Annotated in this window: 14 protein-coding genes; 6 read left to right on the forward strand and 8 right to left on the reverse strand. The window is 65.1% G+C overall.

Features of this window, described 5'->3' with window-relative positions; all coding sequences use genetic code 11:
- Positions 1 to 6: 6 nt before the first annotated feature.
- From FOC40_RS03440 to FOC40_RS03450, 3 genes are all read right to left on the reverse strand, one after another.
- Positions 7 to 1,035: a siderophore ABC transporter substrate-binding protein gene (locus tag FOC40_RS03440; protein WP_039929583.1), complete on the reverse strand. Its 1,029-nt coding sequence runs from the start codon at positions 1,033 to 1,035 to the stop codon at positions 7 to 9.
- A 251-nt stretch (positions 1,036 to 1,286) separates the two neighbouring features.
- Entirely contained in the window at positions 1,287 to 3,368 is a 2,082-nt protein-coding gene (locus FOC40_RS03445) for an NAD(+) synthase (RefSeq protein ID WP_003795523.1), read from the reverse strand.
- 20 nt (positions 3,369 to 3,388) lie between these two features.
- Complete coding sequence (locus tag FOC40_RS03450; protein WP_003795519.1) at positions 3,389 to 4,144, reverse strand: NUDIX hydrolase; 756 nt, start codon at positions 4,142 to 4,144, stop codon at positions 3,389 to 3,391.
- Positions 4,145 to 4,248: 104 nt separating this feature from the next.
- Between FOC40_RS03450 and FOC40_RS03455 the strand changes: the two genes are divergently transcribed.
- Positions 4,249 to 5,259 (forward strand): SPFH domain-containing protein, encoded by a 1,011-nt coding sequence (locus tag FOC40_RS03455; protein ID WP_003795518.1) that lies wholly within the window; start codon positions 4,249 to 4,251, stop codon positions 5,257 to 5,259.
- 2 nt (positions 5,260 to 5,261) lie between these two features.
- The gene (locus FOC40_RS03460; RefSeq protein ID WP_003795516.1) at positions 5,262 to 6,167 is read left to right on the forward strand and encodes an NAD(+)/NADH kinase; all 906 of its coding nucleotides are present in this window, start codon (positions 5,262 to 5,264) and stop codon (positions 6,165 to 6,167) included.
- Positions 6,168 to 6,446: 279 nt separating this feature from the next.
- Here the strand turns inward: FOC40_RS03460 and FOC40_RS03465 are convergent, their stop codons facing one another.
- From FOC40_RS03465 to pta, 3 genes are all read right to left on the reverse strand, one after another.
- Positions 6,447 to 7,202: an NAD-dependent protein deacylase gene (locus FOC40_RS03465; RefSeq protein ID WP_003795514.1), complete on the reverse strand. Its 756-nt coding sequence runs from the start codon at positions 7,200 to 7,202 to the stop codon at positions 6,447 to 6,449.
- An 88-nt stretch (positions 7,203 to 7,290) separates the two neighbouring features.
- On the reverse strand, positions 7,291 to 8,490 hold the full coding sequence (locus FOC40_RS03470) for an acetate/propionate family kinase (protein WP_003795512.1): 1,200 nt from the start codon (positions 8,488 to 8,490) through the stop codon (positions 7,291 to 7,293).
- A gap of 98 nt (positions 8,491 to 8,588) precedes the next feature.
- The gene (gene pta / locus FOC40_RS03475; protein WP_155844115.1) at positions 8,589 to 10,067 is read right to left on the reverse strand and encodes a phosphate acetyltransferase; all 1,479 of its coding nucleotides are present in this window, start codon (positions 10,065 to 10,067) and stop codon (positions 8,589 to 8,591) included.
- 175 nt (positions 10,068 to 10,242) lie between these two features.
- Here pta and FOC40_RS03480 point away from each other — a divergent pair, with 175 nt between their 5' ends.
- The 4 genes from FOC40_RS03480 (at position 10,243) to pgi (ending at position 16,291) form a co-directional block, all read left to right on the forward strand.
- Complete coding sequence (locus FOC40_RS03480) at positions 10,243 to 10,533, forward strand: hypothetical protein (RefSeq protein ID WP_003795507.1); 291 nt, start codon at positions 10,243 to 10,245, stop codon at positions 10,531 to 10,533.
- Positions 10,534 to 10,701: 168 nt separating this feature from the next.
- Positions 10,702 to 12,033, forward strand: a complete 1,332-nt coding sequence (locus tag FOC40_RS03485) for a dicarboxylate/amino acid:cation symporter (protein ID WP_003795505.1) — start codon at positions 10,702 to 10,704, stop codon at positions 12,031 to 12,033.
- A 172-nt stretch (positions 12,034 to 12,205) separates the two neighbouring features.
- On the forward strand, positions 12,206 to 14,461 hold the full coding sequence (locus tag FOC40_RS03490; RefSeq protein WP_003795499.1) for a 6-phosphofructokinase: 2,256 nt from the start codon (positions 12,206 to 12,208) through the stop codon (positions 14,459 to 14,461).
- 150 nt (positions 14,462 to 14,611) lie between these two features.
- A complete protein-coding gene (gene pgi / locus FOC40_RS03495; protein ID WP_003795496.1) occupies positions 14,612 to 16,291 on the forward strand; it encodes a glucose-6-phosphate isomerase in 1,680 nt (559 codons plus the stop codon).
- Between the two features lie 106 nt (positions 16,292 to 16,397).
- Here the strand turns inward: pgi and FOC40_RS03500 are convergent, their stop codons facing one another.
- Positions 16,398 to 17,018, reverse strand: a complete 621-nt coding sequence (locus FOC40_RS03500; RefSeq protein WP_003795494.1) for a toll/interleukin-1 receptor domain-containing protein — start codon at positions 17,016 to 17,018, stop codon at positions 16,398 to 16,400.
- Between the two features lie 17 nt (positions 17,019 to 17,035).
- Entirely contained in the window at positions 17,036 to 19,375 is a 2,340-nt protein-coding gene (locus FOC40_RS03505) for a hypothetical protein (RefSeq protein WP_131240532.1), read from the reverse strand.
- Positions 19,376 to 19,529 lie beyond the last annotated feature (154 nt).

Here is a 19,529-nt window from a genome sequence, read left to right on the forward strand (position 1 = left end):
AGAGGGTCACTTCTTCGCGGCTTCGAAGGCGTCCGCGATGGAGTTGAAGATCTCCGTGTAGGTGATGATGGACTCGTTGGTGTACGTGTCGTTGGGCGCGTACACGACGTGCTTGTTCTGCAGCGCGGCGATGTTCTGCAGGGCGGCGTTGCCGTTGATGACGGTCTCGGCCGGGGTGTTGGAACCGTCCTTGGTGATGGCGGCGTCGCGGTCGAGGACGAAGATCCACGCCGGGTTCGCCTCGGCGATGGCCTCGACGGAGATGTCGTCGCCGGTGTGCGAGTCAGTCGCACCCTCGACCTCAAGGGCGGGCTTCAGGCCGAGCAGGTCGAAGACCGGGCCCCACGTGCGACCCTTGCCGGGTGCCACGTAGCCGATGTTGCCTCCGGAGACGTCAACCGCCATGACGGTCGAGGAGCCGTCGTAGGCCTTCTTCGCGCGCTCGATCGAGGCGTTGAAGTCGTCGACGAGCTTCTTGGCCTCGTCCTGCTTGCCGAAGATCTCGCCGAGCTCGGTGACCTCGCGGATGAGCTCCTCATTGAAGGGCTTGCCCTCGCGCGGCTCCAGGTTGATGAGCGGGACGTCGGGCGCGAGCTCCTTGATCTGCGTGTCGAACTTGGAGAAGCGCTGACCGGAGATGATGAGGTCGGGTTCGGCGGCGACCAGTGCCTCCAAGTTGGGGTCGCGGTGCATGCCCACGTCGGCAACGTCCTCGCCGTTGAATGCGGTGACGGTGGCGGGAATCAGCTTCTTCGGGGCGGCGACAAGCTGCACGTCCCACTGCTGGAGCACCTCGAAGGTGCGGTTGTCGAGGGAAGCGGCGCGGGTGACGGGCAGCTTGATCTCCACCGGGCCGTCGTTCGCCTCGACCGTCACGGACGAGGGCTGGGTGGCCTGCGTGGTCTCGCTCGCGGCCGCGGAGGACTCGGAGGAGGACTGAGTGGAAGAGGAGGTGCTGGCGCCGGAAGAGCATGCGGCCAGGCCGAGAGCGGCAACGGCGGCGATGGTGGCCAGAGAGGTAGTCGTACGAGACATCATTTCTCCGTAGAGGTTATCTGTGCTGGGGCTGAATAAGGAAAAGCTAGGCTTACCTAACTGCCAGACCAACCATACAGAGATTCTTTAGCCTCGTGCGTGTGAATGCGCCCATAGTTTCGAGGGTGAGGTGCGGGTGGTGTGCGGTCTGGTGAGGCCAGGAAGTGATTGCTCCGAGTATGTCAAGGGGCGGTGCTCGAATGAGTACCGCCCCTCAGAGAACAGCTCGGGTTCCCGAGCGAAACGTCAGGTCAGTCGACCAGGCCCTTCACGGCCTCGTCGAGCTCTGCGGCCCAATCCGCGCCCGACACGTCCGAGGGCATGCGCCAATCCCCGCGCGGGGATAGGGAGCCGCCGGCCATGACTTTCGGGCCGTTGGGAAGGGCGCTGCGCTTGAACTGCTGGCTGAAGAAACGCCACAGGAACAGGCGCTCCCACTTGACGATCTCCTCAAGCGAATACGCAACCTTGTCCTCCTCGGGGAAACCGACCGGCCAGGAGCCGACCGAGGCGTCCGACCAGGCCTTCTCCGCCAGGAACGCGATCTTCGAGGGGCGCGCGCCGCGACGCAGCACGTGGTACAGCGTGAAGTCCTGTAGGTTGTAGGGGCCGATCTTGTCCTGCGTGGACTGCATCTTCTCGCCCGGCTTGGCGGGAACCAGCTCAGGGGAGATCTCGGTGTTGAGGATCGACAGGAGCACCTCGCCGACGTGGTCGTCGAACTGCTTGGAGGCCACGACCCAGCGGATCAGGTGCTGCATGAGGGTCTTCGGCACGCCCGTGTTCACCGCGTAGTGGCTCATCTGGTCGCCCACGCCGTACGTGCACCAGCCCAGCGCCAGCTCGGACAGGTCCCCCGTGCCCAGCACGATGCCTCTCAGGTGGTTGGCCAGGCGGAATAGGTAGTCGGTGCGCAGGCCCGCCTGAACGTTCTCGAAGGTCACGTCGTAGGTGGCCTCACCCTCGCCGTAGGGGTGACCGATGTCGGCCAACATCTGCGTGGCCGCCGGACGGATGTCGATCTCCTGGAAGGACGTGCCCAGGTACTGGCACAGCAGGGTCGCGTTCTTCTTCGTGCGCTCGGAGGTGGCGAAGCCGGGCAGCGTGTAGCACAGGATGTCCGTGCGCGGACGTCCCAGCAGGTCCATCGCGTGCGCGGCCACGACCAGTGCGTGCGTCGAATCCAGGCCGCCCGAGACGCCGATGATGATCTTCGGGTTGCCGATTGCGCGCAGGCGCTGGACCAGGCCGGCGACCTGAATGTTGTAGGCCTCGTAGCAGTCCTGCTCCAGGCGGGTTGGGTCGTTGGGGACAAAGGGGAAGCGGTTGACAGGGCGCTCCAGACCCAGGTTGGTGCGCGGCGGATCGAGCGTGAACTCGACCTCCTGCGGGGCCATGCGCTCGTCGCCCGCGAAGTAGCGCTGAGCGTTGTCCGTGAACGAGTTCTGGCGCTTGCGCTCGGTGCGCAGGCGCTCCAGGTCCACGTCGGCGATCGTGATGTGCGCGCCCTCCTGGAAACGCTCGCCGATGGCCAGGCGGTCCCCGGCCTCGTAGATCATGGCCTCGCCGTCCCAGGCGAGGTCCGTGCTGGACTCGCCCATGCCTGCCGCCGTGTACACGTAGGCCGCCGAGCAACGCGCGGACACCGAGCGCACCATGAGCTCGCGGTCGGCGCCGCGTCCCACGGTGATGGGGGAGGCCGACAGATTCGCCAGGACGGTCGCGCCCGCGAGCGCAAGCTCGGTGGCTGGGGTGACGGGCACCCACATGTCCTCGCAGATCTCGATGCCGATGGTCAGGCCGGGCACGTCGTCAGCGGACAGGAGGACCTGGCCGAAGGGGACCCACACGGGGCCGCCGCTGAATTCTTCGACGCCGCCCCACGGCACCTCGATGCGCTCGCAGGCGCGCGGGGGCATGGTGACGAAGTGGCGCTTCTCGTAGAACTCGCGGTAGTTGGGTAGGTGGGACTTGGGGACGATCGCCAGGACGCGGCCGCGGTGGATGGCGACGGCGCAGTTGTACAGGGCGTTGTCCTTGCGCAGGGGCGCACCCACGACGAGGAAGGGCAGCAGGTCGGCGCTGGCCTCGACGATCTGGGCGAGGGCCTTCTCGACGTTATCGAGCAGCACGTCCTGCAGGAAAAGGTCGTCGATGGCGTATCCAGAGACGCACAGTTCGGGGAAAACGCCCATTGCGACGCCGCGCGCATCAAGCTCGCGGGCTGCATCGATGATCTCGCGCGCGTTCTCGAACGGGCGAGCGGGGTGCACGGGCAGGGTCACGGCGGCAACGCGTGCAAAACCCTGATCGTAGAGGGAATGAAAGTTCATGGTTCTCCTTCGGTACTGGGCTATTCTTGCGCACTCGGTGCGCTCGCGCTCTTCATCGACGAGGCTGGGGTCGGGGTGGGCGGTCGGCGCAGGGGTGGGTCGAGGACGAAGGCCGTAGCATCGACGCCCGGGACGAGGCGGTAGAGGGCGGCCGGGCGCCCGGCACCCTCGCGCACCGTGCCGCCCGTTGGTTCGATGAATGACGCGGTTTTTGTTGCTTTGCGATGAAAATTGCGCGGGTCGAGCGCCGACCCCCAGATGGCTTCGTAGGTCGTGCGCAGCTGTGTGATCGTGAACTCGGGGCCGCAGAAGGACGTGGCAAGGGGGGAGTATTCGATCTTGGAGCGGGCGCGCTCCACGCCGTCTGCGAGGATTTCCGCGTGATCGAAGGCGAGGGGCGAGGTGGGCGCAAGGAGGGCGTCGACGGGGTGCCAGAGGGCTCCCGCGGCGTCGCCGCCCGAGCGGGTTGGTGAGAACGAGGGGGCGAGGAGGAGGTAGGCGACGGAGAGAACGGGCCCGCGCGGGTCGCGGCCTTCTGGTCCGTAGGAGAAGAGCTGTTCGAGGTGTCCCGGCGGAGTGATGCCGGTTTCCTCCTCGAGTTCGCGTGCTGCGGTCTCCTCGGTCTGTTCACCCTCGCGCAGAAAGCCACCGGGAAGTGCCAGGTGGTCCTTGAAAGGCTCAATACCGCGCCGCACGATGAGCGCGTGGAGCGTGTGGTCGATGACCGTCAGGGCGACGATGTCGACCGCGACGGGGATGGTGAGGGGAGAGGTCATAGTGCAAGCCTAGCTTATTTGTGTCGAGTTGACATTAAATGCGGTGAGGGGTTATCGTCATCCTGACATAAACAAGTGGTTCGCCACCCAACCAAGGAGTCATCATGGGAACCCTTCGCCACCACCCATTCCTCATCCGCTACCAGGGAGGCGCCGGCGATCACGTCGTCCAGATCCGCGCCGGACGCACGATCCGATCCGGCGTCGGCCAGTCCTTCTGGCTGCGAGCCGGCCGCTGCGCGCTCGCGGAGGTGCCCACCGCCAACCGCGCCCACAGCTTCCTCGTGCAGGCGACCACCGCCGACCAGCAGAACATCAACGCGCAGGTTGCCATCACCTACCACATCGAAGATGCAGAAGCCGCCGCCGCACACTACGACTTCGGGATCTACCCGCGCGAAGCGGGAGCAGACGCCCAGGGGCTGTGGCAGATCGACGAGACCGTCACCCGCATCGCCTTCTCCGCCCTGGCCTCGGCAATCGGAGAGATGACGCTCACAGATGCAATTAGCGGTTCTCTTGAAAAAGTAGGTGACGTGCTCGCCCAGGCCTTCAAGGCGGATGATCAGCTGCGCGCCACAGGCGTCACGGTCGTCGATGCCCGCCTGCTGAGCCTGCGCCCGGACGAAGGGGTTGAATCCTCCCTGCGTGCCCCTCTCCTCGAGCAGCTTCAGGCCGAGGCCGACCGCGCCCTCTACGAGCGCCGAGCGCTCGCGGTCGAACGCGAGTCCCAGATCTCCGCAAACGAGATGCAATCCAAGCTCGACCTGGCCCGCAAGCGTGCCGACCTCGTCGATCAGGAAGGCCATAACGCCAGGCGCGAAGCCGAAGAGAAGGCCGCGGCGGACGCTATTGAGGTCGAAGCGGAAGCGCGTCGTATCACTGAGAAAGCTAAGGCGTACGAGGTCGACTGGAACACCGCGGGCCGCGCCCGCATCGCCAACGACGCCGCCTACATCCAGGCGCTCGCGCAGGCTGGGCCCGAGGTGGCGCGTGCCCTCGCGCTGAAGGAAATGGCGAAGAACATGCCGTCCTTCGGGAACATCACCATCACCGCCGACGTGCTCAGTGACCTCGTCGCGGCCTTCACCGGCTCCGCGAAGGCGGGGCAGTAGGCATGCGTCGCCGCGCCGTCATCGTCCGACGCCCCACCGAGTTCGACGAGCTCATGGACCGCTATTCCACGCGCGGCCAGGTCGAATTCGTCCTGCGCAGCCGAGGGCGCACCCTTGAGTCCGTCGAGCGTGCGCACGAGTCTCACGTCGCCGCCCTGGCTCGCGTGCGGGCGGGCATCCCGGACGGGTGGGCCAGTGCCGACGTGGAGCGTGATTCCCTGTCGCGCTTCCTCTTCGCCCCCGAGGACGTCATCGTCGTCGTCGGACCGGACGGTCTCGTGGCCAACGTCGCCAAGTACGTCGACACCCAGGTCGTCGTCGGGATCAACTCGGTTCCCGAGTCTCAGGCCGGTGTGCTCGTTCGCTGCGCGCCCGAGGAGGGCATCTGCGCGCTGCGCCGCCTCGACGAGGACGCCGACCTGCGCGTCGATCACCTCACGATGGTGCAGGCGAGCGTTGACGACTCGCGATCGCTGCGGGCCCTCAACGAGGTCTTCATCGGGCATCCGAGCCACCAGAGCGCCCGCTACGAGCTGCGGTCCGGGTCCGTCGTCGAGCGACAGTCCTCCTCGGGCCTCGTTGTCTCGACCGGGACCGGGGCGACCGGGTGGGGAGCCTCCCTCAAACGCGGACGCCACATGGGGGAGTTGCCCGCGCCGACCTCGTGCTCGCTCGCGTGGTTCGTGCGCGAGGCGTGGCCCTCACCCTTCACCGGCGTCGAGTACACCGAGGGCATCCTGGATGAGGGCGAAGACCTAGGCCTCGTCGTTGCCTCCGAATCCCTCGTGCTGTTCGGCGATGGCATGGAGTCCGACCGCTTGACCCTCACGTGGGGCCAAAGCGTGCGGATTTCGCGCGCCCCGCGCGCCCTGTCCCTCGTCGACCCCGCCGGGCTGGGGGAGGGCTGAGCCTGCGAGGCGGTGTGTGACGGCTTCTGGATAGGAAACAGAGATGTGGATAGGTTACGGAGTTCTGGATAGGTTACTAAGCTATCCGGAAGAGTTTTTCCTTTCCAGATCAACGTTTCCTATCCAGTTCTCGTACTTGTGCGCTGCTGCAGGATAGGGGCCGCCCGGGCTTGCACCCGGGCTTTGCGCTTAAGGACAACCTATCCGCATGTGGGCAGAGGAGGGGGCGCCTGTGCGTTGGGGCCGTAGCCTGTGAGGGATTCCCGTGCGCCGCAAGCCCTACGCGGGAATGATGCCCTGCGCGCGCAGCTTGTCCATGACGCGGTCGAGGGTCGCGCCCACCGGCTCGCGGATGATCAGGTCGGCGTGGGCGTCGGCCGAGGTTGGGGTGGCGTTCATCAGCACCAGGTGATCCCCGGAGAAATAGTTGATGAGGCCCGCCGCCGGATACACCACGAGGGACGTGCCAGCCACGATTAGCACGGATGCGCGAGAAATAGCGGTGACGGCGGCCTCGATGACGTCCTGATCGAGGGACTCGCCGTACATAACGATGTCGGGGCGCATCTGCGAGGCACACGAGGGACACGCGGGCACGGGATCCCCATCAACCCTGACGGAATCGCCTAGTGATGCGACGGCCCCACAGCTCGTGCACACGAGCCGCTCCCAATTGCCGTGCAGCTCCCACACGGCGCGCGACCCGGCCCGCTGGTGCAGGCCGTCGATGTTCTGCGTGATGACCGCGTCCAGGCGCCCCGCGGCCTCCAGAGACGCCAGTGCCCTGTGCGCGCCGTTGGGCTCCACCGGATGGTAGATCTCGTGGAACCACTCCCAGTAGGCCTGTGGGTGCCGCTCAAAGAAGTCGATACTCAGGACCGTCTCGAGGGGAATCTCGCGCTCCTGAAAGTAGAAGCCGTTCGCCCCACGAAAGTCCGGGATACCAGACTCGGTGGACACGCCCGCCCCGCCGAAAAACACGGTCGATGGTGATGCGGCGATCCAAGCCGCCAGGGTTGAAACATCGCTGTTCATGAGGCCCTCCTCGAGGTGGCTACTCGCCCAGGATACGCCCGAGGCCGGGGCCCCACGTGGGAACCCCGGCCTCGTCAACGCGAAGCGATCAGGCGAAGGTCAGCGCCTGGCGGGCGATCGCCAGCTCCTCGTTGGTCGGGAAGACGTAAATCTTCACGGTCGAGTCGGGAGCGGAGACGACGCGCGGCTCGCCGGAGCGAACCTTGTTCGCCTCGACGTCGATCTTGACACCGAAGGGAGCGAGTGCCTCGGCCAGCTCGCGGCGCACGTCGCTGTCGTTCTCGCCGATGCCGGCGGTGAAGGTGATGACGTCCAGGCCGCCCAGCTCGGCGGTGTAGGAACCCACGTACTTCAGCAGGCGGTTGATGTACACGTCCATGGCGGTACGGGCGCGCTGCTGAACCTCGGGGGCGTCATCGTTGTGGATCATTTCCCATACGGAGCGCATGTCGGACTCGCCCGTCATGCCCTTCATGCCGGACTTCTTGTTGAAGAGGGTGTCGACCTCGTCGACGCTCATGCCGGCGACGCGCTGCAGGTGGAACACGACGGCCGGGTCGATGTCACCGGTGCGGGTGCCCATCATGAGGCCCTCGAGGGGGGTCAGGCCCATGGAGGTGTCGATCGGGTGGCCGTTCTTGACGGCGGACACGGACGCGCCGTTGCCCAGGTGCATGACGATCTGCTTGAGGTCGTCGCGGCCTTCCAGCTTCGCGATCTCATGGGAGACGAACTGATGGGAGGTGCCGTGGGCGCCGTAGCGGCGCACGGAGTACTTCTCGGCGGTCTCGGTCTCGAGGGCGTACAGGGCCGAGCGGGCGGGCAGCTGCTGGAAGAACGCGGTGTCGAAGACGGCGACGTGGGGGACGTCGGGCATGAGCTCGCGCGCCACGTCGATGCCCTTGAGGTGGGCGGGGTTGTGCAGCGGAGCCAGCGGGCACAGCTCTTCGATCAGGTCGCGGACCTCGTTGGTGATGAGAGCCGGGCCGTCGAAGTGGCGGCCGCCCTGAACGACGCGGTGACCGACGGCGACGATGCCGGCCTCGGCCAGGGTCGGGCCCTCCGTGTCGAAGAGGCGCAGAACCTCGCGCATGCCGACGGTGTGGTCGGGAACCGGGAGCTCTTCTTCGGTGACGGCGTCGCCGTGGACGTGCTTGATGACGCCGATGGGGTCACCGATGCGCTCGACGAGGCCCTTGGCGATGGCGTCGCCGGTTTCGGGGTCGACAAGCTGGTACTTGATGGAGGAGGAGCCGGAGTTAATGACGAGGACGGAGGACGAGGACACGCGTTCGCCTTTCGTGTTGTGGGGATAGGAAAGAAAAAGTACGAGGCCGGGGCTCGGTTCGCATCAATACTAACCGGACCCCGGGACCTCAGTCCCGTTCAGCCCTGGGCCTGGACGGCGGTCAGGGCGACGGTGTTGACGATGTCTTCGACGAGGGCGCCGCGCGACAGGTCGTTGACGGGCTTGTTGAGGCCCTGCAGGACGGGGCCGACAGCGACGGCGCCGGAGGAGCGCTGGACCGCCTTGTAGCCGATGTTTCCAGCTTCCAGCGAGGGGAAGACGAAGACGGTGGCCTTGCCGGCGACCTCGGAGCCGGGCAGCTTGGTGGCGGCGACGGCCGCATCGACGGCAGCATCGAACTGGATGGGGCCTTCGATGGCCAGCTCGGGGGCCTTCTCGCGGGCGAGGCGGGTGGCCTCGACGACGACGTCGACGTCCGGGCCGGACCCGGAGGTGCCGGTCGAGTAGGAGAGCATGGCGACGCGCGGGGTGACGCCGAACTGGGCGGCGGTGCGCGCGGAGGTCACGGCGATGTCGGCCAGCTGCTCGGCGGTGGGGTTGGGGTTGACGGCGCAGTCGCCGAACGCCCATACGCGATCCTTCATCGCCATGAGGAAGATGGAGGAGACGACGGAGACGCCGGGGGCGGTCTTGATGATCTGGAAGGAGGGGACGATCGTGTGCGCGGTCGTGTGGGCAGCGCCCGAGACCATGCCGTCGGCGTCGCCCATGTGGACCATCATGGTGCCGAAGTAGGACACGTCGGTGACCTTCTCGCGGGCCTGCTCAAGGGTGACGCCCTTCTTGGCGCGCAGGCGCGCGAACTCCTCGGCGTAACGCTCGAGGTAGGCGGGATCGTTCACGGAGATGACCTGGGCGGCGCTCAGGTCGAGGCCGAGCTTGCCGGCGCGCTTGGCGACGTAGTCGGCGTCGCCCACGAACGTGATGTCGGCGATGCCGGCGGCGAGGACCTGGGCGGCGGCCTGCAGAACGCGGTCGTCGTCGGGCTCGGGCAGGACGATGCGCTTGCGCTCGGCGCGGGCGCGCTCGATGAGGTCAGCCTGGAAGGCAAGCGGGGTGACTGCGGTGGGGGCGGCGGTGGCGCGCAGGGTGGCTGCGGCCTCGTCGCCCAGCGGCAGGTTCAGGACGGGGACGTCGGCCTCGACCGCGGGGGCGCCACCGGTCAGGACGACGGCGACGACGGAGGCGGCAGCAGCCTCGGCGCGCAGGCGGGCGGCGGCGATCTCTTCAGCGAGGAGCTCGGCGCTGGCGCCCTCGGCGTCGAAGGCGAGGATGACGCCGGCGCGGGTGGAGGCGGCGAGGTTCAGGTTCCAGGCCACGTGGTCGAAGGCGCGGTTCGAGGCCTCACGGGCGGGGGTGATGAGCGCGTCGTCGCCGACGGCGCGGACGGCTTCGACCGCGGCGGGCAGAGCAGAGGCGGGACGGAGGGCGGCGTCGGTAGCCGTCGTGCCGGCCAGGGCGTCGACGGTGGCGACGCCGAGAACGCGGGCCAGCTCGTCAGTAGCGAGGGCGGCTGCCTCCGACGAACCGGGGGCGACGACAATAAAGCGGGACACTCGAATGCTCCTTTGATGCGAGAAATATGTTGCGGGTCTCAGGGACCTTTGGACCAATACTAAACCCGCATGCCCCTTATTCCTATTCTTTTGAAAAGACGAGGCTGTGGTTGGCTTGGTGGGACGCAGATGAGCGCGCGCACGATGACGAGCGCTCGTGCGATAGGGTAGGGGCGTGAATGAGGAGGAAAAGACCGCGCGCGCACGAGTGGGTGCGTGGCTTGGCGCTGCCCTGAGTGCGCTCGGCGTTCTCGGCGTGATTGCGCTGGCCGTGAGCGATCATCGCCATCGCGCGGTCCTTCTCATGGTCGCTGTCCTCGTTGGCATGGGTGCTCTGCGTTTGTGGATGCCGGGACGGCCCTGGTTTGCGTCGCGAGCTCGTCTGATGGATGTCGCGGTGTACGTGATTCTCGCCGCGATTATTTGGTGGTTCGCCCCCTACGTCTCCACCCTGGCGGTGCGCTAAACCCCTGGGAACAGTGGTGTTGCGAGCGGTGGCAGGCCTGCGCGAGCACGACATTTCTTCCGTGATTTTTGCCGCATCTATCCCGAATCCTGGTTATCGCTTCAAGAATTCGTAAAGCTCGTGCATGCTATGAGCGCCCCATCATCCCTAATTGTCAAGGTGAAACACATGCGCGAGTTCCTGCGTAAATCCGGAATCCTCGTGTGGGTGATCGCTGCGATCATCCTCGCGACCGTCCTCGGATCCGTCCGTATTGGCGGCGACCACCTGGTTCCCGTCGAGATCGGGCGTATTTTTGCGACCTTCTCGGCGATCTTCAGCCAGTTCCTGTCCTTCTCTATCCCGCTGATCATCATCGGCCTCGTGACCCCCGCTATCGCGGACCTGGGCCGAGGCGCGGGCAAGTGGCTGGGCATCACGACGGCGATCGCCTACGCGTCGACGCTCTTCTCGGGCTTCCTCACCTACCTGGTGTGCGCGTCCCTGTTCCCGCGCCTCCTCGCTTCCACCCAGCTGGCGGATGTGGCTGAGCCGGGCAGTGCCCTCGAGTCCTACTTCACGATCGAGATGCCTGCGCCGCTGCAGGTGATGACGGCGCTGCTCCTGTCCTTCGTGGTGGGCCTGGGCCTGTCGATGGTCCCGCGCGGCGTGCTGCGTAAGGGCTTCATCGAGTTCCGCGCCATCATTACCCGTCTCATCGAGACGATCATCATTCCGCTGCTGCCGCTGCACATTTTCGGCATCTTCCTGAACCTGACCTACACGGGCGAGGCCGCTTCGGTCATCCGGACGCTGGTGCGCGTGGTCATCGTGGTTCTGGTCCTCGAGGTCATCATCCTGCTGACCCAGTTCTGCTTCGCGGGCCTCGTTGCGCGTCGTAACCCCTTCAAGGCCCTCCTCACGATGATGCCGGCCTACCTGACGGCTCTGGGCACCTCCTCGTCCGCGGCCACCATTCCGGTGACCCTGCGTCAGACGAAGAAGAACGGCGTGTCCGACGCGGTCGCGTCCTTCACGATTCCGCTGTGCGCGACGATCCACCTGGCTGGCTCGACCTCGAAGATCTTCTCCTTCGCGTTCGCTATTGTCCTGACCCAGGGCCTGACGGTGAGCTCCCTGCAGTGGGTCGGCTTCATCTTCATGCTGGGCATCACCATGGTCGCCGCCCCCGGCGTGCCCGGCGGCGCCATCATGGCGGCCACCGGCCTGCTGAGCTCCATGCTGGGCTTCAACGACGCCCAGGTAGCGCTCATGATCGCCACCTACATCGCCCTGGACTCCTTCGGTACCGCCACCAACGTGACGGGCGACGGCGCGATCGCGCTCGTTGTGGACCGCATGGCCCACGGCTCGATCGGCACCGAGGGCGACCCGGAGAACGCTCGCGAGCTGGCGTTTGACGGTATGGCCTACCTGGACCGCGTCTCCGTCGAGGGCGTTGTCAGCCCCGAGGAACTGGCCGAGTCTTCCGCCCGCAATAGCAGCGAAACTGTCGCCTAGTCTCCAGTGACTGTGTGAGCGCGCGCCCGCCGGCTTCGGCGGGCGCGCGCTTGTCGTTTCCTCGGTAAATGGGAGTAAGGCCCTAGTAGCGGAGGCGCAGGTCACGTAGAATAGGGAATGATAGGCACACTGGGCCTGACGGCCCGCTCGGTCAACGAAAGATGGCAGAAAAATGAGCACAGTTCGTATTGGTGTCCTCACGTCGGGCGGTGACGCCCAGGGAATGAACGCGGCTGTTCGAGCCGTCGTGCGTACGGCGCTGGCGCGTGGCGCGCAGCCCTACGCGATCTATGAAGGCTGGCAGGGTGCCTGCGTGGGTGGCGATTCCATTAAGAAGATGGAGTGGTCGGACGTGTCCTCGATCCTGGCCGAAGGCGGCACGGTGATTGGCACGGCTCGAAGCGCTGACTTCCGCACTTACGAGGGCCGCCACCGCGCGGCCGCGAACCTGCTCGAGCACGGCATCGATCACCTCGTCGTGATCGGTGGCGACGGCTCCCTGTCGGGTACGAACGAGTTCCGCGGCGAGTGGGCTCAGCACGTCGCCGAGCTGGCTGCCGAGGGCGTGATTTCGCCCGAGACCGCCGCCGAGCACCCGGCTCTCATCATCGTCGGTCTCGTCGGCTCGATCGACAACGACTTGGTGGGCACGGATATGACGATCGGCGCCGACACTGCGCTGCATCGCATCCTGGACGCCATCGACCAGCTGACCAGTACGGCGGCCTCGCACCAGCGCACGTTTGTCGTCGAGGTCATGGGCCGCCACTGCGGTTACCTGCCCCTCATGGCTGCTGTTGCGGGCGGCGCCGACTACGTGTTTACGCCCGAGGATCCGGCGGGCCCGGGTTGGCAGGACGAGCTGGCGGAGCACCTGCGCCTCGGCCGCGAGGCTGGTCGCCGCGAGTCCATTGTCCTGGTGGCTGAGGGCGCGCATGATCGCGATGGCAACGAGCTGTCGACTCAGCTGATCGCCGACACGATCCAGGAGCGCACGGGTGAGGACGCGCGCGTGACGATCCTCGGCCACGTGCAGCGCGGCGGCACCCCCTCGGCCTACGACCGTTGGATGTCCACGCTGCTGGGCTACGCGGCCGTCCAGGAGATCCTGGCGTCCTCGGCTGAGGATGAGCCCGTCATTCTGGGTGTGCGTCGCAATCGCATCACCCGCATCCCCCTCATGAAGGCCGTGCATGACACGCGCGCGGTCAAGGACCTCATCGCGGCCGGCGACTATACGGCGGCCCAGGCCTCGCGCGGCTCGTCCTTCTCGTCGATGGTGGGCATCAACCAGATTCTGTCCACGCCCCCGCAGCTCACCCCTGAGCCGACGGGCGAGATCAAGCGCGTCGCGATCCTGCACGCGGGCGGTCTGGCCCCCGGCATGAACACGGCGGCTCGCGTGGCCGTGCGCCTGGGTATCGCGCGCGGCTGGACGATGCTCGGCGTCGACGGCTCGTGGAGCGGCCTGGCGGACGACCGCGTGCGTGAACTGAGCTGGTCCGACGTGGAAGGCTGGGCTTTCAAGGGCGGCGCAGAGCTCGGGACGAAGCGTGACGTTCCGCCGGTCGAGCAATTCTACGCGCTGGGTCGCGCCATCGAGCGAAACGAGATCGACGCGCTGCTCGTCATCGGCGGCATGAACGCCTACCTGGGCGTCCACGCGATCACGTCGGAGAAGGACCGCTACCCGGCGTTCCAGATCCCGATGCTGCTCATCCCCGCCTCGATCGACAACAACCTGCCGGGCTGCGAGCTCGCGATCGGCACGGACACGGCGATCAACAACGCGACGTGGGCGATCGACCGCATCAAGGAGAGCGCGGCGGCCTCCAAGCGCTGCTTCATCGCCGAGACGATGGGGCGCCGCTGCGGCTACCTCACCCTCATGAGCGCCCTGTCGAGCGGCGCGGAGTACATGTACATCAACGAGGAGTCCCCCTCCCTCGAGCAGATCGCCGCGGACGCTGATCGGATGGTCGCCTCCTTCAAGTCGGGCCGACGTCTGTTCCTCACGCTGCTCAACGAGTCGGCGTCCCAGTACTACGACCGCGAGTTCCTGGCCGACGTGTTCAACGCCGAGTCCGAGGGGATCTACGACGTGCGTCACCAGGCCCTCGGTCACATGCAGCAGGGCGGCTCACCCTCGCCGTACGACCGCCTGCTCGCCACGCGCCTCGTGGCGCGCGCCTTCGAGCAGCTCCTCGACCAGTTCGAGCGCGGCGACCGCGGCGCCTACTACATCGGCCAGGTCGGCAACGCCGTCGAGGCACGCCCGGTCAAGAACATGTTCGACGACCTCGACATTGAGAATCGTCGCCCCTTCGTCCAGTGGTGGCGTGACCTCGTTCCCGTCCAGCGCATCGTGTCGCTGCAGAACCCGGGCATCGAGGCGACTCCGATCCCTATTGACGATCCTGTCGCCTGACCGGGGTCTCCCGACGCCGTACGAGGCCGTGGTTCCGTGAGCACTTGCGGGCCACGGCCTCGTCGTTTCAGAAGCGAGAAACGAGGGTGACCAGGGGAGCAGACCCCGCTAAACTAAAGTGCGAACCAATCTCTACTGTCAGGAGACCCCATGAGTGATATCCCCGTGATCGACCCGACGATGACCCCCGCGTGGGACACGCTCGACCAGCTGGCCGACAACTTCGATCCCGACCTGCGCAAGCTGTTCGCGGACGACCCCAACCGCACCCAGACTTTCACCTTCGACGCTGCCGACCTGCACGTCGACCTGTCGAAGAACCTCGTGTGCCCCACGCTGGTGGGCCACCTCCTCGCCCTCGCTGAGCAGACCGGCGTCCTGGAGCTGCGCGACCGCATGTACGCGGGCGAGCACATCAACGTCACCGAGGATCGCGCCGTCCTGCACACCGCGCTGCGCCGCCCCGCGACTGACTCCCTGACGGTCGGCGGCCAGGACGTGATCGCCGACGTGCACGAGGTCCTGGAGAAGGTCTACGCCTTCGCTCGCCGCGTCCGCTCCGGCGAATGGGTCGGCATCACCGGCAAGCCCGTCAAGACCGTCGTCAACGTCGGCATCGGTGGCTCCGACCTGGGCCCCGTCATGGCGTACGAGGCCCTCAAGCCCTACGTGCAGGAGGGCCTGGAGTGCCGCTTCATCTCCAACATTGACCCCACCGACGCGGGCGAGACCACGAAGGACCTGGACCCCGAGACGACCCTCGTGATCGTCGCGTCCAAGACCTTCACGACGCTCGAGACCATCACGAACGCCAAGGTCGTGCGCGCCTGGCTGCTCGACGGCCTGCGTGAGCGCGGCATCGTCACCGACGAGGCCTCCGAGAAGGAAGCCATCGCCAAGCACTTCGTCGCCGTGTCCACCGCCCTGGACAATGTCGCCGAGTTCGGCATCGACCCCGCCAACGCCTTCGGCTTCTGGAGCTGGGTAGGCGGCCGCTACTCCGTAGATTCCGCGGTGGGTACCTCCCTGGCCGTCGCGATTGGCCCCGAGGGCTTCGCTGACTTCCTTGCCGGCTTTCACGCGATGGACCGCCACTTCGCCGAGGCCGCGCCCGAGAAGAACGTGCCCCTGCTGATGGGCCTGCTCAACGTGTGGTACTCGAACTTCCTGGGCGCCGACACGCACGCCGTCCTGCCCTACTCCCAGTACCTGCACCGCTTCCCCGCGTACCTGCAGCAGCTGACCATGGAGTCCAACGGCAAGTCCGTGCGCCGCGACGGCAGCCCCGTCACCTACGAGACCGGCGAGGTCTTCTGGGGAGAGCCCGGCACCAACGGCCAGCACGCCTTCTACCAGCTGATCCACCAGGGCACCCGCATGGTCCCCGCCGACTTCATCGCGTTTGCGAACCCGACGTGGGCGCTGGGCGATGGCGACGCCGACATGCACGAGCTGTTCCTGTCGAACTTCTTCGCCCAGACCAAGGCCCTGGCCTTCGGTAAGACCAGCGAGGAGGTGCGCGCCGAGGGCACGCCCGAGGCCATCGTCTCCGCCCGCGTGTTCACCGGCAACCGTCCCACGACGTCGATCATGGCCCCGTCCCTGACCCCTTCGGTCCTGGGCCAGCTGATCGCCCTGTACGAGCACATCACCTTCGTTGAGGGTGCCGTGTGGGGTATCGACTCTTTCGACCAGTGGGGCGTCGAGCTTGGCAAGGTCTTGGCCAAGCAGATCCTGCCCGCAATCGAGGGTTCGCGCGAGGCCTTGGAGGCGCAGGATCAGTCGACTCAAGCTCTCATCGAGTACTACCGCGAGAATCGCACGAAGTAGTCTCGCCTGAGCGATACTCGGGGGCCGTGCCGTGTGTGGCACGGCCCCCCCGACGAGTATTTGGGGAAAAGAGAAACGGCGCGAACTTAGTAAAGTATCCGTGATGCTATGTCGACGCGCGTACTTTCTTTCTCAACCAGGTCACTATGGGGATTTTGTAATGCATCGCATTAGCGACTTGGGGATTTTCCGCAGAGGCTTGTTCGATTCGGCACCACTCCTCATCGCTGAGCGCACCGAGAGACGCGATGACGTTGGCAATGCATCGCGTGTTTCGGAACGAGGAGGAATGCACCAACGCATCAAGAAGCGATGTCTTTGTTTCTTCCCGTGTCTGAGTCTCAGATAACAGCCAAGAAGCCACCATCTGTGCAGTCCGTTCTGAGGATTCGGTGTCGAGAACCTCGAGGTCCTGCCGGGCCGCGAGGAAGCCAACGGATCTTTCCTCGCCGTCATACCGTATCCACAGGACCGGTAGATTCCGTCCGATTGCCCATCCAATCTCCTGTTGGCACCACGCGCTCTTCGTGTAGCCAGTCGTGCCGATGCATAGGAGAGCAGAACTAGCTTCAAGGTGTTTGCGGATCGTCAATGCCCAATCTGCGCCTGGACGGATTGAGTGTCTGGCCATGGTTGCGTCGATGCCCAGGATTCTCAGTTCGCCTTGAAGAGCCGACGCGTAGGCGTCGCCTTGTTCGTCTTCGTGGTAGCTCAGGAACGCTTGCATGTGCTCTCCCGACGGTGTCAGTGGTCCGCGTTGTGGCAGTGCGCAGGTGACGAAGCGAGCCCCTTTGCGAGCAAGGTGCCAAGCTCGGATGCTCGCTGCGTGGTTGCGAGGAGCCGTAGGTCATCCTCGGACAGCCCGGTGCGCGACGGATCAAAACTCTCTTTGATCTCCTTGATTGCGTTCCGATAGCTCGTGCACTGTCTCATCTCCGTCAGGGCTGCGTCCGGAACTGGCAGATCGAGCCCGAGGCCGAGTTCGCGTGCCAGAAGAGCAGCCGCACCACCGAATCCTCCCGCGACAAACAGCGGCTGACCTTTCCGAAGCGTATACAGTGCTTCCTCGATGATTCCCGGATAGTCGCCAATGTATCCGTTCGGGTTTTCCGGCGACTGCCGTAGAGTCTTTCCGCCGATCAACAGGCGAGCGTTGCAGAAACGGGGGAGAGCCTCCCTGATGCGCGTCAGTGCGCGCTTGGTGTCTTCTGCTGTCCCTTCCCAGGGGTTGAAAGCCTTGAGGTCGTCGTTCATGTTGCCCTCTTTGTCGAGGACGCTGATCGATGCGTATGGAGCGAAATGATTGGCTGCGCGGTCGAGTCTCTCGATGGAGGCCGTGTCTCGCAGAACGACATGCGGGACGGTGAGACTAAACATTTTATCGTAGTGGAGGAGGCACTCTACCTGCGAAGGAGTGGTGCTGTGGCGTGCGTAGGCCTTCATGGACGTGGTGTAGCTTGCGACGGTATCCATGATCGCGTTTGTTAGATCTGGAACGTGTGTCCCCGGAGCGCCGGCGTAGAGGATGCTTCCCCCGCCGATCAGCACCATTTGTGCTACCTCAGCGACTGCGCTCTCAAGATGTGTGGGGCTCAGGCCAATGCGGTCCAGATCTTCAGACAAGGCCATTGAGATTCCGAGTTTCTTGCCTATGAGCGGGCGATCTCGCGAGAGGATCGGGGTTGTTAAAGTGGGTTCACAGCGGCCAAACGTGCCACCTGCAGCGAAGAATGAGCGCGGTGTCAACAAATGCACCTGCCCATTGTCGTAACCTGCCTGCTCACAGAGGGCGACCAAGAACTCTTGCTCAGCGGGAAGAAGCGGTGGATCGGGGTGGATGAGCCACAGGTGATGATCGTCTTTAAACTTGTCCCGGTGCTCCTGGATGAACTTCAGCAGGATGGTGGGCTCGGGCGGGGAAGGGGGTGCACTATCGAAGCCGGGGTGATTCGCGGATTTGGGTTCGGTTGTACTATTGGTGGCAGCGTACACTGCTGCGGGGATTTCCTGGCAGCGCCAGAGGGCAAATTTGAGGGTCTCGTCGACGAGACGATTCAGAGCAGAGATGATGGCGTTGTCAGTAGCATCTGCTGTCTGATTTCCCTCTGTGGGGTTCTGCCCTTCAATAATCTGCGGATACGCGACCGTCGGGACGTGATCGAGCAGGAAGGACCCGCGCGACTCTCCGGCGCTGAGCGCTGAGAGGCAGACGATGGGCATGCCCGCTTGTTTTGCCTCAAACACTTCCCATTGTGTCCACTCGCGGCTCGAGTAGCTATCCGTGCGCACCATGAGGAGCGCACTCGTACGGGCTCGTTCGCGTATTGAGGAATCCCACTCACTGTCCGCTTGAATGTCGTACACGTCGAAAAAAGTGTCCAGGCGAGTCTGTTCGGCGAGTGCCTTCACCTTCGCGACGACGCCTCGTGGAGTGGTGCCCGTGAGGTCAGTAGCGGGGATGTCGCCACGGGCATGCGAGATGAATACTCGGAGGCGTGGACTTTCTGATGGGGACAGCATTCCCGCCTGCTTCCAGAGAAGACGTTGGATGATGGCTTGTCCGATATCGCGAGTCAGTGCCCGCGGAGCGTAGGCGTTGTCATTAAGGACCAGTCCCTGCCGACTCGTGAGGGAGCTGATGACGCCTACGGACGTATTGAGCCCCTTTGTGTCGATGATTGGGAAAACGAGGAGACTGGGCGAGTGAGATGCTAATGCGTTGTCGCGAACCGTGCACAGACTCTTCAGGTACGAAGCCCACTCGCTGTTGTCGCGGTGTGAAGCTCTGATCATGTGGCGGCCGATGACTGGAATGATGACCGTGAATGGAGAAGTGGTGTTCTCTGGTGCGCGCCGTTCAGAAATGATCTTGCTGTCGATCCCGTTATCGACTTGTCCGTCGCGCGTCACAATGGGGCAGGGGGTCTCGTTCTCGGGGGTCAGGGGCAAGGACCGAGAGAAAACCTCAATTGCGCTGCCAGCTAGTCCCGAGAAACGCTCCGAGTGGTAGTGGGTGACCAGTTCGTCGAATACGGCTTTACCTGCCCGGTCGTGAGGATGCCAGACGACGTAGATATCGAGCACCGTTGGGGAGGGGGCGGCGAGTTCATGCACTAACGCAGGGGCGGGTATGCTGTCCGTCATACTGTCTCAGTCTAGGCCCGCAATCATTGGTTGACAAGCTGCTGTAGACCGTCATTCAGGGGCTTTATGTTGTCGTGTCACTTGTTGAACTGTC

This window comes from Schaalia odontolytica, from assembly GCF_009730335.1.
Classification (GTDB): domain Bacteria; phylum Actinomycetota; class Actinomycetes; order Actinomycetales; family Actinomycetaceae; genus Pauljensenia; species Pauljensenia dentiphila.

Coding starts and splice junctions, on each gene's coding strand:
- FOC40_RS03445 (WP_003795523.1), bottom strand. CDS start 3,368: ATGAACTTTCATTCCCTCTACGATCAGGGTTTTGCACGCGTTGCCGCC.
- FOC40_RS03465 (WP_003795514.1), bottom strand. CDS start 7,202: ATGAACAGCGATGTTTCAACCCTGGCGGCTTGGATCGCCGCATCACCA.
- FOC40_RS03460 (WP_003795516.1), top strand. CDS start 5,262: ATGCGTCGCCGCGCCGTCATCGTCCGACGCCCCACCGAGTTCGACGAG.
- FOC40_RS03450 (WP_003795519.1), bottom strand. CDS start 4,144: ATGACCTCTCCCCTCACCATCCCCGTCGCGGTCGACATCGTCGCCCTG.
- FOC40_RS03440 (WP_039929583.1), bottom strand. CDS start 1,035: ATGTCTCGTACGACTACCTCTCTGGCCACCATCGCCGCCGTTGCCGCT.
- pgi (WP_003795496.1), top strand. CDS start 14,612: ATGAGTGATATCCCCGTGATCGACCCGACGATGACCCCCGCGTGGGAC.
- FOC40_RS03455 (WP_003795518.1), top strand. CDS start 4,249: ATGGGAACCCTTCGCCACCACCCATTCCTCATCCGCTACCAGGGAGGC.
- FOC40_RS03485 (WP_003795505.1), top strand. CDS start 10,702: ATGCGCGAGTTCCTGCGTAAATCCGGAATCCTCGTGTGGGTGATCGCT.
- FOC40_RS03500 (WP_003795494.1), bottom strand. CDS start 17,018: ATGCAAGCGTTCCTGAGCTACCACGAAGACGAACAAGGCGACGCCTAC.
- FOC40_RS03490 (WP_003795499.1), top strand. CDS start 12,206: ATGAGCACAGTTCGTATTGGTGTCCTCACGTCGGGCGGTGACGCCCAG.